This window comes from Methylobacterium sp. AC315 (assembly GCF_979253755.1).
The window spans coordinates 150799-165273 of record NZ_CEEDEA010000003.1 but is presented as its reverse complement, the minus strand read 5'-3'; the positions used below and the strand labels follow the sequence as shown (position 1 = coordinate 165273).

Annotated in this window: 16 protein-coding genes; 10 read left to right on the top strand and 6 right to left on the bottom strand. The window is 68.6% G+C overall.

Annotation, left to right across the window (positions count from 1 at the left end):
• Positions 1-144 precede the first annotated feature (144 nt).
• A complete protein-coding gene (locus AC0IY0_RS05995; protein ID WP_187278889.1) occupies positions 145-1368 on the bottom strand; it encodes a glycosyltransferase family 4 protein in 1224 nt (407 codons plus the stop codon).
• Between the two features lie 170 nt (positions 1369-1538).
• Here AC0IY0_RS05995 and AC0IY0_RS05990 point away from each other — a divergent pair, with 170 nt between their 5' ends.
• Positions 1539-2306, top strand: a complete 768-nt coding sequence (locus AC0IY0_RS05990) for an alpha/beta fold hydrolase (protein ID WP_147905885.1) — start codon at positions 1539-1541, stop codon at positions 2304-2306.
• A 21-nt stretch (positions 2307-2327) separates the two neighbouring features.
• Here AC0IY0_RS05990 and AC0IY0_RS05985 read toward each other — a convergent pair whose 3' ends face one another.
• A complete protein-coding gene (locus tag AC0IY0_RS05985; protein WP_147854535.1) occupies positions 2328-2612 on the bottom strand; it encodes a BQ00720 family protein in 285 nt (94 codons plus the stop codon).
• A gap of 148 nt (positions 2613-2760) precedes the next feature.
• Positions 2761-3189 carry an Hsp20 family protein gene (locus tag AC0IY0_RS05980; protein WP_147906003.1) on the bottom strand — a complete coding sequence of 143 codons (429 nt, stop codon included), beginning with the start codon at positions 3187-3189 and terminating at the stop codon, positions 2761-2763.
• 425 nt (positions 3190-3614) lie between these two features.
• Here AC0IY0_RS05980 and AC0IY0_RS05975 point away from each other — a divergent pair, with 425 nt between their 5' ends.
• From AC0IY0_RS05975 to AC0IY0_RS05945, 7 genes are all read left to right on the top strand, one after another.
• Complete coding sequence (locus AC0IY0_RS05975) at positions 3615-4106, top strand: hypothetical protein (RefSeq protein WP_147905886.1); 492 nt, start codon at positions 3615-3617, stop codon at positions 4104-4106.
• A gap of 63 nt (positions 4107-4169) precedes the next feature.
• Entirely contained in the window at positions 4170-4646 is a 477-nt protein-coding gene (locus tag AC0IY0_RS05970) for a Tat pathway signal protein (protein ID WP_147905887.1), read from the top strand.
• A gap of 130 nt (positions 4647-4776) precedes the next feature.
• The gene (locus AC0IY0_RS05965) at positions 4777-5472 is read left to right on the top strand and encodes a MotA/TolQ/ExbB proton channel family protein (RefSeq protein ID WP_147854539.1); all 696 of its coding nucleotides are present in this window, start codon (positions 4777-4779) and stop codon (positions 5470-5472) included.
• Positions 5473-5621: 149 nt separating this feature from the next.
• A complete protein-coding gene (locus AC0IY0_RS05960; RefSeq protein WP_147905888.1) occupies positions 5622-6095 on the top strand; it encodes an ExbD/TolR family protein in 474 nt (157 codons plus the stop codon).
• Between the two features lie 5 nt (positions 6096-6100).
• Complete coding sequence (locus AC0IY0_RS05955) at positions 6101-7087, top strand: energy transducer TonB family protein (RefSeq protein WP_419829295.1); 987 nt, start codon at positions 6101-6103, stop codon at positions 7085-7087.
• A gap of 303 nt (positions 7088-7390) precedes the next feature.
• Positions 7391-7750: a hypothetical protein gene (locus AC0IY0_RS05950; RefSeq protein WP_147905890.1), complete on the top strand. Its 360-nt coding sequence runs from the start codon at positions 7391-7393 to the stop codon at positions 7748-7750.
• A 6-nt stretch (positions 7751-7756) separates the two neighbouring features.
• A complete protein-coding gene (locus AC0IY0_RS05945; protein WP_147854718.1) occupies positions 7757-8026 on the top strand; it encodes a BrnA antitoxin family protein in 270 nt (89 codons plus the stop codon).
• A 677-nt stretch (positions 8027-8703) separates the two neighbouring features.
• On the opposite strand, the gene AC0IY0_RS05940 is transcribed toward AC0IY0_RS05945, so the two are convergent.
• From AC0IY0_RS05940 to AC0IY0_RS05930, 3 genes are all read right to left on the bottom strand, one after another.
• On the bottom strand, positions 8704-10740 hold the full coding sequence (locus AC0IY0_RS05940) for a PAS domain S-box protein (RefSeq protein WP_471763304.1): 2037 nt from the start codon (positions 10738-10740) through the stop codon (positions 8704-8706).
• Positions 10730-11473: an alpha/beta fold hydrolase gene (locus AC0IY0_RS05935; protein ID WP_147905892.1), complete on the bottom strand. Its 744-nt coding sequence runs from the start codon at positions 11471-11473 to the stop codon at positions 10730-10732. The genes AC0IY0_RS05940 and AC0IY0_RS05935 overlap by 11 nt, the downstream gene beginning before the upstream one ends.
• A 399-nt stretch (positions 11474-11872) precedes the next feature.
• A complete protein-coding gene (locus AC0IY0_RS05930) occupies positions 11873-12619 on the bottom strand; it encodes a glucose 1-dehydrogenase (RefSeq protein WP_147905893.1) in 747 nt (248 codons plus the stop codon).
• 107 nt (positions 12620-12726) lie between these two features.
• Here AC0IY0_RS05930 and AC0IY0_RS05925 point away from each other — a divergent pair, with 107 nt between their 5' ends.
• Both AC0IY0_RS05925 and AC0IY0_RS05920 read left to right on the top strand, forming a co-directional pair.
• The gene (locus AC0IY0_RS05925) at positions 12727-13080 is read left to right on the top strand and encodes an ArsR/SmtB family transcription factor (protein ID WP_147905894.1); all 354 of its coding nucleotides are present in this window, start codon (positions 12727-12729) and stop codon (positions 13078-13080) included.
• 418 nt (positions 13081-13498) lie between these two features.
• Positions 13499-14356, top strand: coding sequence for a manganese catalase family protein (locus AC0IY0_RS05920; protein ID WP_147938690.1), 858 nt, complete (start codon positions 13499-13501; stop codon positions 14354-14356).
• Positions 14357-14475: the final 119 nt, after the last annotated feature.

Below are 14475 nucleotides of genomic sequence, written 5' to 3'. Positions count from 1 at the left end.
GACCGCCAGCCGTTCCGGTCTGTCCCGGACCTACTACGTTGGAGGAAGCTCCACGAGAGTCAACGGGTCGCCGGCGTGGTCGGTGAAATAATCGCCACCCCGTGGTCGTCTGGCCGGCCCACAGTGCCCAAAGGCGCAGGTTTCTCAGCTCTGCCGCCCCAGCAGCTGGGCGTAGACGGCCAGGGTGTCGCCGGCCATGCGCTCCAGCGAAAAATTCGCCTCCACATGGGCGCGCCCGCGCCGGACCAGCGCATCGCGGGCGCTGGCACCGAGAGACAGGGCTTCGGTGAGGGCTGCGGCGAGGGCGCCGGCATCGCCGGGTGGCACCCGCCAGCCGGTCCGCTGGCCGGACGCGACGTCCGGCGGCGCCAGCACCGTCTCGGGGACCGCGCCGAGATCGGAGACGACCACAGGCGTGCCCAGCGCCTGGGCTTCCACGGCCGAGCGGCCGAACGCCTCCGGCTCCACCGACGGGACGGCCACCACGGACGCCGCGCGGAACGCCGCGGGCATATCGGTGCAGTGGCCGACCCGGCGCACGATGCCGCCCAGGCCGCGGGCGGCGATCAGCGCATCGAGCTCGCGCTCGTAGGATGTCCGGCCTTGCGGGTCTCCGGCGAGCACCACCGCGAGGTCCGGCACGCCCCGATCCCGCATCTGCGCCGCGGCGTCGATCAGCACCCGATGCCCCTTCCAGGCGGTCAGGCGGGCAGCGAGCAGGATCACCCGCTCGTGGGGTGCCACGTTCCAGGCCCGACGCAGCGCCTCGACCCGTCCGGCGCCCACCGCCACCGGATTGAACACCGCGAGATCCGTGCCCCGGTGGATGACCCGCACGCGATCGCCGGCCTGCTCGGCGTGCAGGCGATGGATCAGGTCGGCGGTGTAGCGCGAGTTGGCGATCACCACGTCGCCCCGGGCCATCACGGAATTGTACAGCACCTTCACGCCGGTCCGGCCGGAATAGCTGCCATGGTAGGTCGTGACGAACGGCAGGCCGAGCCGGCGTGCGGCCCCGAGGGCGACCCAGGCCGGCGCGCGCGACCGGGCGTGGACGATCTGCACGCCCTCTCGCCGACACAGCGCCATCAGCCGCACGACGTTCACCGCCATGCCGACCGGATTCTTCGACGCGGCCGGGAAACGGAGCCAATGCCCGCCCTTCGCCTGAAGCTCGCCGATGAGGCGGCCGCCCTCGGTGGCGACCAGGGCCCGGGCGCCCACTGCGGCCAAGGCGCCGGCCACGTCGACGGTCGTCCGCTCGGCGCCACCGGCATCGAGTTCCGGGATGATCTGCAGGACGCGGGCGCCCGCAAGGACATCGATTTCGGCGGGGAAGCCCGTCAGGCCGCGCGTCACATCACCCATCCGCGCTCGTTCGGCGTGGAGACGCAAGCCTCCCGCTGGCATCTGCAACATGCTGGTACCCATTGCCCCAGCATCGCGGTCGCGCTTTACGGTCTGGTAAACGCAGGTTGAAGCCGTTCCGGTCAGGGATGGACTTCTTCAAGCCCGAGATAGGCCTACCGGAGAGATCGATGACCGATACAGGGCCGACCTTCATCAGCGTCGGTGAAGGTGACGCAGCACGCAAGATCGCCGTGCGGGTTCGAGAAGGCGCCGGGCCCCCGGTGGTCTGGCTCGGGGGATTCCGCTCCGACATGACCGCCACAAAAGCCGCGGCCCTGGACGCGTGGGCCACCGAGGAAAAGCGCGCCCTGGTGCGGTTCGACTATGCCGGCCACGGCGCCTCCGGCGGCACCTTCGCCGACTGCACCATCTCGTCCTGGCTGGAGGACGCGCAAGCCGTCCTGTCGGCCTACGTGCCCGAGCCGCCGATCCTGGTCGGTTCGTCGATGGGCGGCTGGATCGCAAGCCTGGCCGCCCGCGACCGCGCCGCACGCGGCCAGACGACTGCGGCACTGGTGCTGATCGCACCGGCCCTGGACTTCACCGAGGATCTGATCTGGTCCAATCTCGACGGGCCCGCCCGCGCAGCGTTGACGCGAGACGGCGTGCTCCGGAGGCCAAGCGACTATGCGCCGGAGCCAGATCCGATCACCCTGGCGCTGATCGAGGACGGCCGGAGCAACAGGCTGCTCGAGCACCCCTTCGACCCTGCCTGCCCCGTCCACATCCTGCAGGGGATGCGCGACCGGGACGTGCCGTACCAGCACGCCCTGAAAACGGTGAGCCGCCTTCCCGCCGAGGGTACCGTGCTCACGCTGATCGCGGACGGAGACCACCGCCTGTCACGACCGCAGGACATTGCGCGGCTCGTGGCGGCGGTGGCAGCAATCAGCTGACCGAAGACGGTCTGCCCGGCGTCAGTGCAGGCTGACGGCGTGGAGATCCTGGGCCACGGCATTGGCCAGCACCACGTCGCGGGAATCGGCCAGCATGATCGGCTCCCCGCTCGCCGAGAGGAGTGCGAACAGGTCGAGGCCGGGCATCAGTTCCGGAGCCTGCGGGAACAGGCGACGGACCTCATCGGAACGTATCGGGCGAACGTAGGCGATATGGCCCTCGCCGAGCGCCGCGAGATCTGCCGGGTTGAACTCGGTCGGGTCGAGATCGGCGGGGGTGAGGGGCGATGCGTTCAAGTTCGTCATGTTTAGCCCTCCTAGGGTGGCAGAGCGTCTACCTCCGGTCCCGGAGGCACCGGTGGTTCCATCCTGATGTGGTGTGTTTCGGCGGCCAATCAATCGACCACGGGCATCGCCGGGCTGCGTTCACGCCGCACCCGCGATCGCCGTTGCACTAGCCACGCGCGCCGATATCGATCTTGCGCACGATCCGGTCGGGCTCCGGGCGGACGAGATCGATGGAGAGCAGGCCGTTGGCGAGATCTGCCCCCAGCACTTCCATGCCGTCGGCCAGCAAAAACGTCCGCTGGAACTGCCGCGCCGCGATGCCACGGTGCAGGAAGTGCCGCTCACGCTCGTCCACCTGCCGGCCGCGGACGACCAGCTGATTTTCCTCGAGCGTCACGTCGAGTTGATCCTGGGTGAAGCCAGCCACCGCAAGCGTGATGCGCAAGCGTTCGGGCTCGCGCTCCGTGCGGGGCAACCGTTCGATATTGTAGGGGGGATACCCGTCGTTGGCGCCCTTGGCGACCCGGTCGAGCGCCTGCTCGATCTCGTCGAAGCCGAGCAGGAACGGGTGCCCGAAAGGCGAGGGTCGAGTCATCGCGGCCGCCATCCTCACAGCGAGGCCTCCGACACGAGGGCTAGCCGCAGCCCGCGGATCTCCGAGCACCTCGACTCCATGGAGCCCGTCCGGGACAGCGCTCCGCCGGGCGGAACGCCGCCGGTAAATCGGATATGGCCAAGCGCGCCAACCCCATCAAGGGAACCGGGAAATTTCCCCGTGGGAAGGAGAGGTGCACCGCGAAAACCATCGAGGAATTGGGATCTTTCGGCAGATTAGGCCAGGATATTCCAGCAAGTCCGAGAACGGCCACGCTTCCAACTAACAGTTTGGAACTGCTCTGATTTTCTCGTCGGGCCTTGATCCAGGAAGCGCCCATAGCTACTGCCCCGACTGGTGATCGTCCGGTTCGGGCGGACACTCGCCGGAAGTTCCCGAACCCGACGGGACGGAGCGGAGTCCCGATGAGCGCGCCTTCGACACCGGCCAGTCATGCGGCGATGCAACGGGTCGCCGACGTGTGCGGCGATGAGGCCGATATCCTGGCCCTGTCGGTCGCTCGGTTCGTCGCGGCCGGATATATGACCAGCGACATCGCCTGTTGGAATGCCGCCTACGACGGCGCGGAGCAGCTGCTCGGAGCAACGGAAGGCTGCCGTTTCGTCGCGAGCGTGGTTGCGATTGTGCGTGCGCTCCGGGCGGAGCGCGAGGACGACTGGTCCTTCATGCCTGCGAGCTGTTGCCGGGTCACCGGCCACGAATGCGCCCTGGTCGCCCTGATCGGTCGTGGACGACGTCGGCTCTGGGCGGAACTTGAAGAGGCCGCCGCCGAAATCACGGGGCGGGAAGCGGCGCCCCGCCTGGTCGAGGCGGTCCGTGCCGCCGTGGCGACCCTCGACGCGGCGGCGGAGCGCCTAGCGCCGGCAGCCTGCCCGCGGCGGGTCGTGCTTCACTGAGTCGGCCGCTTCGACGGTCTGGTCCGGCGACAGCCGACCCTGAGAAAAGAGGAAATCAGCCTGGTGCTTGCCCTGAGCGTCCCACTGTACCGCCGACGGATCGGTCGGATCGCCCTCGATACGGCCGCGTGCTTCGCACTCTCGGCGCTCCTTGTCGCCTCTGCGCTGGCGCAGGACGCCGGCGCCGATAAGACGCCGCTGAAGCTGCAACTCAACAAGCTGGAGACCGCGGGCGAGGCCTGCCGGGTGACCATGGTGGTCGACAATGCCAAGGGCGTTGGCCTCAAATCGTACAAGGTCGACTTGTTCGCGTTCGATCCCGAAGGCGTCGCCCAGAAGCGCGTCGCGGTGGAACTCGGCCCCCTGCCGGCCCGCAAGACCATCGTGAAGATCTTCGACTTCCCGGGCATCGCCTGCGGCAAGGTCGGACGAGTGCTTCTGAACGACGTTCTGGCCTGCGATGGCGGCGATGCCGCCCGCGAGGCATGCCTGGAGCGGACTGAGACCGAGAGCAAGGCCGGCCTCGCCTTCGACCGTTGATGCGGGCGCCATAAGGGTCTGTTCGACCACACCGCCCGGCGGCGCGCCGCCGGACGGCCAGCGGCTTTCGCCGCCCCTCGATGCGATGGCGGCCCCCGGCCGCGTGACACCACGATCCCAGGAGCCCGCGATGGACCCGACACAAGCCCCGACCGAGGTCGCCCACGACTTCTCGTTCCTCGGCCTGTTCCTGCAGGCCGACCCGATCGTGAAGGGCGTGATGATCCTGCTGGTCATCGCCTCGATCGCGTGCTGGACGGTAGTGTTCGAGAAGATCATCCGGCTCTCCGCGGCCCGGCGTCAGGCGAAGGCGTTCGAGAAGCTGGTGCGGTCCGGTGGCAGCCTCGACGGCAATCACAAGGGCCTGACTGGCCACGTCGTGAAGGCCGCCATCGATGCGTGGCGCGACCAGGACCCGACGGAGACCCGGGCCGAGCGGCGCGAGCGGATCGAGCGGGCCATGCGCGGCGCGCTGGGCCTCGAGGTGAAGCGTTTGCGCACCGGCCTGTCGCTGCTGGCAACCTCGGGTTCGACAGCCCCGTTCGTCGGCCTGTTCGGCACGGTCTGGGGCATCATGAACTCCTTCTCGTCGATCGCACGGAGCCAGGACACCTCGCTCGCCGTCGTCGCCCCCGGCATCGCCGAGGCGTTGTTCGCCACCGCCATCGGCCTGGTCGTCGCGATCCCGGCCGTGATGGCCTACAACAAGCTCGCGGGCGACATCGGCGGCATCCAGAGCTCTTTCACGTCCTACATCTCGTTGCTGGGCGATCGCCTCGCCCGCGAGCGGACGGGGGCCGGACAGCACCGCGCAGCCGCCGAGTAGGTCTCCTGCGGCGCAGGGGCCCTTCGCGACCGGGCCCGGCGCGCCGCCCCTGATCCAAGGCGCCCAACCGGTCGGCCACGTGCTGCGGCCGAGGACGCCTCGAACCCTGGCTCGAACCGGGCCGAACACCTTCATTCGGAGACGCCGCCATGGCGATGGCATCGCCCCGCGCAAGCGACGATGACGACAACGACGACCTGCCGATGTCGGACATCAACGTGACCCCCATGGTCGACGTGATGCTGGTCCTGCTGATCATCTTCATGGTCGCCGCGCCGCTGATGACGACCGGCGTGCCGGTACAGTTGCCCAAGACCGCAGCCGCCAAGGTCGCGCAGTCGAAGAAGCCGCAGGAGGTCACGGTCGACAAGGACGGCAACCCGTCGATCGCCAAGGAGGTGTTCACCATGGACAGCCTGGTTCCGCGCCTGCGCGAGATGGCGTCGGCCGACAAGGATCAGGTGATCCTGGTCCGGGGTGACCGGGACGTGCCCTACGGCAAGATCATGCAGGTGATGGGCCTCGTCGGGCAGGCAGGCTTCACCAAGGTGTCGCTGATCGCGCAGTCGCCGGGCGGCCCCGCCCCGGCGGCACCGGCCGCCCCCGCAGAGACCGCCCGCTGACATCCATGAGCACGCTGACTTCGACGGATCTGTCGGCCGGGCCCGGCGAGCCGCGCCCGACCGGGCTGCTCGCCGCCTTCCTGGTCGCGTTCGCGCTGCACGCGCTCGTGCTCGTGGCGGTGATGTTCTATCGGCTGACACCGCCGGCGCCCCCCGGCGAGCAGCAGATCTCGATCGATCTGGCGCCGGTGATGACCGAGGCCTCGACCGAGGCTCCGGCGGAGCAGCAGATGAGCCAGGCCGCGCCTCCGGAGGCGAAGCCGGTGGAGCTGCCGCCCGACGAGGCCGTGCAGCCGCCACCGCCCGAGATGACCGAGGTCAAGCCGGACGAAACCGAGGCCGTCACCGAGCCGCCGCAGGAGGCCGTTCCGGTAGAGGCCCAGAGCGAGGTCATCACCTCGACAGCCGAGTCCGCCGAGCCGCTGGCGCCGCCGCCGACCGAGGTCGCCAAGACCGAGGAGCCGCCGAAACCGACGCCGGATCCGGCCAAGATCAAGGCCGAGCGCGAGGCGAAGCTGCGCAAGATCCGCGAAGAGAAGCTGCGCGAGCAGAAGCGCGAGGAGCGTCTCGAGGAGATCCGCGAAGCGAAGCAGAAGGCAGCCCGCGAAGCGAAGGCGAAGCAGGCCAAGGCCCAGCAGGGGGCCGAGGCGCGCAACTCGGCGTCGGCATCGCGCCAGAACGCCGCCGGCCGGGCCGCCGCGGGCAGCGATCCGAGCGCGCTGCGGCAATGGACCGGAGCGATCAGCGCGGCGATCCATGGTCGGATGAATCCAGGCGCCGCCGCCGGCACCGCCGGAGGTACCGCCATGGTCCGGTTCACGGTGATGCGTTCGGGGGCGGTGTCGGGCGCGGGCCTCGCCCGGTCCAGCGGCGTAGGCCAGATCGACAGCGCCGCCCTGGCGGCGGTGCGGGGCGGCCTGCCGCCGGCGCCCCCCGGCGTGACGCAACCGAGCCTTTCGGTGACGATCCCGCTCAACTATCGCGTGCGCTGAGAGCGAATAGACGGCGCGCGCCGACGCAGAGGCGCCGGTTTCGATTGAACAGGCGCTCCACGATCCGAGACGAATACGTTCGTCTGTCGAGCACGATCAACAGGCCGGATTCGCCATCCGGCGCGGGAGCGTGCTAATGCCTTTTCGATCACGGCCTCGAACAGTCGTCTCAGGACGGCGCGGCGGGGCGGATCATCCGGCCTTGCCCCTTCACCCCTCGAACAGGCCGGACCCGCTCCAGAGACCGTTCCGGCGCGCGACGCGCAGGACGCGGTTCCGCTGGACCGGGGCGAAAGGCATAGGATGAGCGACGAGACTGAGACCGACCTCGACGAGGCCGAGGACATCCGCGACGCGGAAGCGGAAGCGAAGACCCGGGCCGACAACCGCGCCGAGCGTGCGGAGCGGGCCGAGCGCATGGCCCGCGAGGGCGCGCAGGCGATGGCCGAGCACCACGCGTCGATCAAGGCGATCGACGAGCGGACGCTGAAGCTGCGTTCGCTGCGTCTCGCCAAGGAAGCGGCCGAGGCCGAGGTCAAGGCCGCCGAGGTGCAAGCCAAGGTTGCCGAGAAGGAAGCCAAGGCCGCCGCCAAGATCGCGAGCAAGACTGCAAAAGGTGCCGCCAAGAAGGCCGCGCCGAAGAAAGCCGTCGCGAAGGACTGAGGGCCGATGGCCGACGATCGCAACCGCCGCCGCTTCACCGATCCGCGCGCGGCCGCCGAGGCGGCTTTCAAAGCCGCCACGACCGCCAAGCCCGCCGCTGCTCCTCCACCACCCGCGCCGTCGGCTCCCCGCCCGACGGCGGTCCCGGGCGCGCGCGAGATGGTCACGTTGCGCCTCGACAGCGCCGTGTTGGCCCATTTCCAGAAGGACGGCCCGGGCTGGCAGGACCGCGTCAACGAGGCGTTGAAGACCCTCGTTCCAGCTGACGACGCGTAGGGCGGATCGGGACTTTCCGATTGGATAGCCGGGCTCCTCAAAGGCGCCGGGTGTTCGCGGCCGCTTGCGCGCGCCGCCGTTCCCCTCTGGGCCGGCCCACCGCTTGCCGTCGGGGTGGATCGATCGTGCTCGAAGTCTTGGCCTGCGGCATTGCGCTGATACGCTCAGGCTCTCCTCACGGTCCCCGCGTTCACGCAGGTGTTGACGGCGAACCAGCTTCCACGTCGGTAGCGAGCGGCCTCACGCATCGTGCTCCCCGAATGCTAAGCCTTCCGGTTCGCCGCTCCGGGCAGAGGATGCGGCGCGCCCGAGATCTTCCTGTCCCCGTCCAGAGACGGGACATTCCCGAAGGCTTGCGGGCCAAAGGCAATGGTAGACAGTGAACACCCGATCCCGTCGGCAAGCAGTTGCCGTCATCTGCAAGTGCAAGACGCGCAGGTCTCGACCCTTCCCAGGTGTTTGCAGCAACGGGCGGCATATGGCTGCCCCGCCTGGCCGGCAACCATGGTCTCCGCGACGGGGCAGCGGCTGAAGGGTCCGCGGAAACCTTGGATCCGTGGATGAGTATGGCCCTCTGTGGCCCGTCGCTCTTACTTCCATGCCGCGTTCTCGGCTGCCACTCGGGCGGGAGATTGGCGCATGCCGTCGGACCTGGCCCGCGTCTCTGAGCCGGAACGTCACCCTCGCGGCTCGATCTCCGTCATCGTTTGCCCGAACGCCGGCGACAGCACGCGGCCGAGAATGCGGCCGAGCTGATCGGCCGAGTATGGCTTGTGGATCAGCTCGAACCCGTGCAGCCCGTCCTGGGCCAGGACGTGACTGTAGCCGGTCGCCAGCAGCACCGGCAGGTTCGGCATCCGGCGCTGGAGCAGCCGCGCAAGCGCGATGCCGCCCATGCCGGGCATCACCACGTCGGAGAACACCACATCGAAGCCGGCGCCGTCCGGCCCGAGCTTCTCGATCGCATCCTCGGCGTTGGCCGCCCAGGTCGCCTGGTAGCCGATATCCTCCAGGATCTGGGTGGCGAAGCGCCCGACCTCGACATTGTCCTCGACGATCAGGACGTGCTGGCCGCCGCCCGCCGGAAAACCCTCGCGGAGATAGGGGACCACAAGGTCCTCCGGCGCCACGACGTCGATCTCCGGTAGGTAGAGCGTGAAGGTCGTGCCACTACCGACGACGCTGTGAACCGCGACGTCGCCACCGGATTGCTTGGCAAACCCGAACACCTGGCTGAGCCCGAGGCCGGTGCCCTTGCCGACCTCCTTGGTGGTGTAGAACGGCTCGAAGATGCGGCTGAGCATGTCCGGCGCGATGCCGGTCCCGGTATCGGTGAGCGACACTGCCGCGAACGGACCGAGGGCGGCCGCGTGGCCGCGGATCGGCGGCAGGGCGCTGGCGCAGGTCAACCGGAGCGTGAGCGTGCCTTCGCCGTCCATGGCGTCACGGGCGTTGACCGCCATGTTGACCAAGGCGGTCTCGAACTGGCTGAGATCCGCCTTCACGTAGCAGGGTTCGGCCGGCAGGTCGGTGCGCATCTGGATGCGCGCACCCGTCAGGGTGTTGAGCATGTCGGCGACGCCGCGCAGGCGCTCGCCGACTTCGAACGCCTCGGGCTTGAGCGTCTGGCGCCGGGCGAAGGCCAGGAGCTGGCTCGTCAGCTTCGTGGCGCGGTCGACCGTGTCGGACACGGCATCCATGTAGCGGTCGCGCCTGTCCGCCGGCAGGTCGGGGCGGCGCAGGAAGTCCACTGACGAGCGGATGATGGTCAGCAGGTTGTTGAAGTCGTGGGCGACGCCGCCGGTAAGCTGGCCGACCGCCTCCAGCTTCTGCGACTGGCGCAGCGCCTCCTCCGCTCGCTGAAGCGCGTCGGCCTGCTCGTGCTGCGCGGTGGTATGCCGGCCGGTTCCGTAGATCTGCCCGTCCTCGAACGCCCCCGTCCAGGCGAAGCGGCGATAACTCCCGTCCACGTGCCGCAGGCGGGACTCGAACGGGACACTCACGGGAGCCGTCACGATTCCGGCCAGCGCAGCCTGGGCCGCCGCAAGGTCGTCCGGGTGGATGAACGCGGAGACTTTTTGCCCGACGAGATCGGCGGACTGCCAGCCGAGCAGGGTCGTCCAGGCGGCATTCACGGCCGTCACGACGCCCACGGCATCCGCCGCCACCAACAGATCCGGGGAGAGCCGCCACGCCCGATCGAGGGCGCGGGCCCGTTCCGCCACCCGGGCCTCCAGCGTCAGGTTGAGGTCTTGCAAGGCGATCCTTGCCTGGTCGGCGTGGCGGCGGGCCTCCAGGAGATCGCGCTCGTAGCGGCGGCGGTCCGAGGCATCGAACGCGGTGATCCGGATGAAGCGGACGTCGCCCGCGTCGTCCCGGCGGACGACTGCGTTGGCGATGACCGGCAGGGTCGTTCCGTCGCGGCGCACCAGATCGAACGCCACCTCCTTGAACGATCCCTGCAGGCGCAGGAGCGGCGCGAAATGGGTCTCGTAATAGATCTTGCCCGCAATGGTCAGCAGATCGAGGAACCTGCGTCCGACGAGTTCCGCGGGCGGATAGCCCAGCCAGTTGGCCAGCGTCCGGTTGACCCGGGAGAACCGCCCGTCCGGCAGGGCCGAGGCGTAGCCGCACGGGGCGTTCTCGAAGAGGTCTTCGAGGTCGTCGACGTCCGGCCCGGGGGCGCAGGGCGGCGCGTCGCCCTTAGCCGCCAAGGACGAAGGCCTCGATCGCCGCGATGGTCTCCTCCGGGGCGCTCAGGTTCGGGCAATGGCCCGACGCCTCGAAATGGACCAGCGTGCTGTTCGGCAGCTTGCGGTGGACATACGCGCCGACTTGCTGCGGCGCGACGATGTCGTCCGAGCACTGGATGACGAGGCATCGGGCGGTGACGCCATCCAGGTCAGCCCGGTTGTCCGACGTGAAGGTGGTCCGGGCGAAGCGCTTGGCGATCTCGGGATCCGTGCGGCAGAAGCTGTTGGTGAGTTCCTGCCCGAGTTCCGGCCGATCGGGGTTGCCCATGATCACTGGGGCCATCGTGTGCGACCAGCCCATGTGGTTGCTGTCGAGGAAGTCGAGCAGTTCCTCCACCTGCGCCGGAGTGAAGCCGCCGACGTAATCGCCGTCGTCGATGTAGCGCGGCGACGGGCAGACCAGGACGAGGCTGTCGAACAGGTCTGGCGCCCGCTTCCAGGCGAGGATGCCGATCATCGCGCTCACCGAATGGCCGACGAACACGCCGCCCCTCACGCCGAGCGCACGCGACACCGCCACGACGTCGTCGGCGTAGCCCGCCAGGGTTGCGTATTTCACCGGGTCGTAGGCCGACAGATCCGACCCGCCGGCGCCGATATGGTCGAACAAGACGGTGCGGAAGCGGTTCTCGAACGCAGGTGCCACGAAGCGCCACATGTTCTGATCACAGCCGAACCCGTGGGCGAAGACCATGGCAGTCTCGCCGGATCCTGCGACCCGCACATTGTGACGTTGGAGGACCGACACGTCCGCTCCCTTCGACCGCGTTTCGGTCTAAGGCCGTTCCGGATCGTGAAGCAATCCGGACCGCGTCGCAGCCCTACAGGGAACGCACCCCTTTTTGGCGCCATCGGCGCCGATCACGGCAGCGGGCGGCCCGCGCTTCGTAATAAGGCGGCGTGCTGTCCCGGAACTGGTGCCCGTCTCCACCGTACAAGGCTTGGCGTATCGTCCCGAACGGCAGAAGCCAGCTGTCGAGACGAATCACCTGGAATACCCGCCTCGGGGCAACGGCGTGCGCCTACGGCACGACCGTTTCGGGAACCCGCGCGGCCCCGTCGCCGATGACCACGCGGAATCGGGCGTTGCGGATCAGCGGATTCCGCCGCTGGCGGTGATCACCTCGCCGGTCAGCCATCGGGCGTCGTCGGAGGCCAGGAACGTGACCACGCCAGCGATGTCGTCCGGTCGTCCGGCGCGGCCGAGCGGCGTTTGGGCGATGAAGCCGGCCTCCATCTCGGAGCCGACGATTCCGGCCGTATGCGTGCCCTCGGTCACCACGAAGCCCGGGCTGACCACGTTCACGCGAATCCGGCGGGGCGCCAGCTCATTGGCCAGGACGCCCGAGATCGCGTTCAGCGCCCCCTTGGTCCCGGCATAGGCCGCGGCGGCGGGCGTGTGCACGTGGGTGATGGCCGACGAGATGTTGATGATGCTCGCGCCTTCGCCGAGATGCGGCGCGGCGGCCTGGCTGGTCAGCAGGACACCCAGCACGTTGACGTCGAACAGCCGGCGGTAATGCGCCTCCGTGATCTCCTCCAGCGTGGCGAACTCGTAGACGCCGGAATTGTTGACCAGCACGTCGAGCCGGCCGAACTGCGTCACGGTGGCCGCGATCAAGCCCTGCGCCTGGGCAGCCTTGGATACGTCGCCCTGCACCGCGATGGCCTTGCCGCCCTCCGCGTTGATGGCCGCGGTCACGGCCTCGGCATCCGCCCGGCTGCTGGCGTAATTGACCACGACCGCGGCGCCCTCCCGCGCCAGCGCCGTTGCGATTCCGGCCCCGATGCCCTTCGATGCGCCGGTGACCACGGCGACCTTGCCCTCGAGCTTCGACATGTGTGCTAACCTCGGCACGGGACCGGCGCCGGTATGGCCGCCTTAGTCCCATAGTTCGGAATTTCGGAACTAACGGTGCGCGGATCAAGACCCTACATGCGGAAATCATGAGGCCGCTGTTTCACCCCGCCATCGAGGACATCCGACCGGAGGCGATCCTCCACGCCCTGTCCGACCCGAATCGGGCGGCGATTTACGCGCAGATCATGCGGTCGGGCTGCGTCGAAGCCTGTTCCGCCGTCTCCGCCCTGGGCGACCGGGTCATCCCGAAATCGTCGCTGTCCGCGCACTTCAAGGTGCTGCGTGAGGCGGGCCTGATCCGGAGCGAGCGCCACGGAGTGGAGATGCGCAACCACTCGCGCTGCGCCGAGGTGGAGGCGCGGTTTCCGGGCCTGCTGGCGGCGATCCTCAACGCCTACGCGTCGGACGCCGGCAAACAAGCGCGCGGGCCCGACGCGTAACGTTCGGCACTGGGTACCGCCGACCCGGCCGCGTCGCACGCTTGGGCCGGTCCGCAGACAAGGCCCCCTCCCGTCGATCACCAGCACCGGCCGAAGCTCGCCGCAGCCTTATCGCCGGCATACCCACACGCTTATTCCCGGCGCCGGGAACAACCCGGGCGCATGGCACAACATATGTTGGTCCATCATGTCGGGTTAAGCGCGGCAATTGGCTAAAAAACTAACATCGTTTGGTTCTCGCTCTTCAAAATCGCCATCCGCGGCGCAAAAAGCGCATCCTGATCGGAAGAAATACTGAACCGCTCCCGCCAAACGCGGTTGATCGGATAGCGCGACGGGATACCCCGACGGTATCGAGCCCGCACGAGTTTGCGCGCCGAAAGCCGGCGCCCATCATCATCAGCGAGGAGCAAACCGCATGTACTACCTCGACAAGCGTCTCCAATACCCGGTCAAGGTCGACAGCCCAGACCCGATCTACGCGCGGATGCTTCAGCAGGCGATCGGTGGAATCGAAGGCGAGATCCGGGTCTGTATGCAGTATTTCTTCCAGGCGTGGGGTAATCGCGCGCCGACCACGAAGTATCGCGACATGCTGCTCAACACCGCCACGGAGGAGCTGGGCCATATCGAGATGCTCGCCACCGCGGTGGCGATGAACCTCGAGACCGCACCGACCAAGGTGCAAGAGGCAGGTGCAGCCGACGCCATCGTCGGCGCCGTGATGGGCGGCGAGAACCCGCGCCACATCGCTGAGGGGATGCTGCACAAGACGCTGCTATCCACCGGCATGGCGGCTTTCCCGGGTAATTCCGACGGCCTGCCGTTCGACATGAGCCACATCTACGCCAGCGGCAACATCGCCGCCGACATGTACTGCAACGTCGCCGCCGAGAGCACCGGCCGGGTGCTGGCCGTGCGCCTGTACAACGCGACCAACGATCCGGGCATGCGCGACATGTGGAGCTTCCTCATCGCCCGGGACACGATGCACCAGCAGCAATGGCTGTCGGTGATCGAAGAGCTGGGCGGCCATACCGGCACCCTGCCGATCCCGAACTCCTTCCCGCAGGAGAAGGAGAACCAGAAGTTCAACTACAACTACTTCTCGTCCTCGGCTGACGGCTCGCCGCCGCCCGAGGGCCGCTGGACCCAGGGCCCGTCCCTCGACGGCAAGGGCGAGTACAGCATCGTGCAGAACCAGCCGATGGGTCAGGAGCCCGTGCTCGGTCCTGCACGTCCGGACAGCGGCGCCCAGTCCGAGCAGATCGGCTGATGACTCAGCCTTCCGAGGCGCGGGCGTGACGCCCGGCCCCGGGGGGCAATCGACGCACGCGGACAGAAGAACGCCGGAGTTCGGGTCGGTCCGACGCCGATCGGACGACGAACAGAAGC

Coding starts and splice junctions, on each gene's coding strand:
- AC0IY0_RS05995 (WP_187278889.1), bottom strand. CDS start 1,368: ATGGGTGATGTGACGCGCGGCCTGACGGGCTTCCCCGCCGAAATCGAT.
- AC0IY0_RS05990 (WP_147905885.1), top strand. CDS start 1,539: ATGACCGATACAGGGCCGACCTTCATCAGCGTCGGTGAAGGTGACGCA.
- AC0IY0_RS05985 (WP_147854535.1), bottom strand. CDS start 2,612: ATGACGAACTTGAACGCATCGCCCCTCACCCCCGCCGATCTCGACCCG.
- AC0IY0_RS05980 (WP_147906003.1), bottom strand. CDS start 3,189: ATGACTCGACCCTCGCCTTTCGGGCACCCGTTCCTGCTCGGCTTCGAC.
- AC0IY0_RS05975 (WP_147905886.1), top strand. CDS start 3,615: ATGAGCGCGCCTTCGACACCGGCCAGTCATGCGGCGATGCAACGGGTC.
- AC0IY0_RS05965 (WP_147854539.1), top strand. CDS start 4,777: ATGGACCCGACACAAGCCCCGACCGAGGTCGCCCACGACTTCTCGTTC.
- AC0IY0_RS05960 (WP_147905888.1), top strand. CDS start 5,622: ATGGCGATGGCATCGCCCCGCGCAAGCGACGATGACGACAACGACGAC.
- AC0IY0_RS05955 (WP_419829295.1), top strand. CDS start 6,101: ATGAGCACGCTGACTTCGACGGATCTGTCGGCCGGGCCCGGCGAGCCG.
- AC0IY0_RS05950 (WP_147905890.1), top strand. CDS start 7,391: ATGAGCGACGAGACTGAGACCGACCTCGACGAGGCCGAGGACATCCGC.
- AC0IY0_RS05945 (WP_147854718.1), top strand. CDS start 7,757: ATGGCCGACGATCGCAACCGCCGCCGCTTCACCGATCCGCGCGCGGCC.
- AC0IY0_RS05935 (WP_147905892.1), bottom strand. CDS start 11,473: ATGGTCTTCGCCCACGGGTTCGGCTGTGATCAGAACATGTGGCGCTTC.
- AC0IY0_RS05930 (WP_147905893.1), bottom strand. CDS start 12,619: ATGTCGAAGCTCGAGGGCAAGGTCGCCGTGGTCACCGGCGCATCGAAG.
- AC0IY0_RS05925 (WP_147905894.1), top strand. CDS start 12,727: ATGAGGCCGCTGTTTCACCCCGCCATCGAGGACATCCGACCGGAGGCG.
- AC0IY0_RS05920 (WP_147938690.1), top strand. CDS start 13,499: ATGTACTACCTCGACAAGCGTCTCCAATACCCGGTCAAGGTCGACAGC.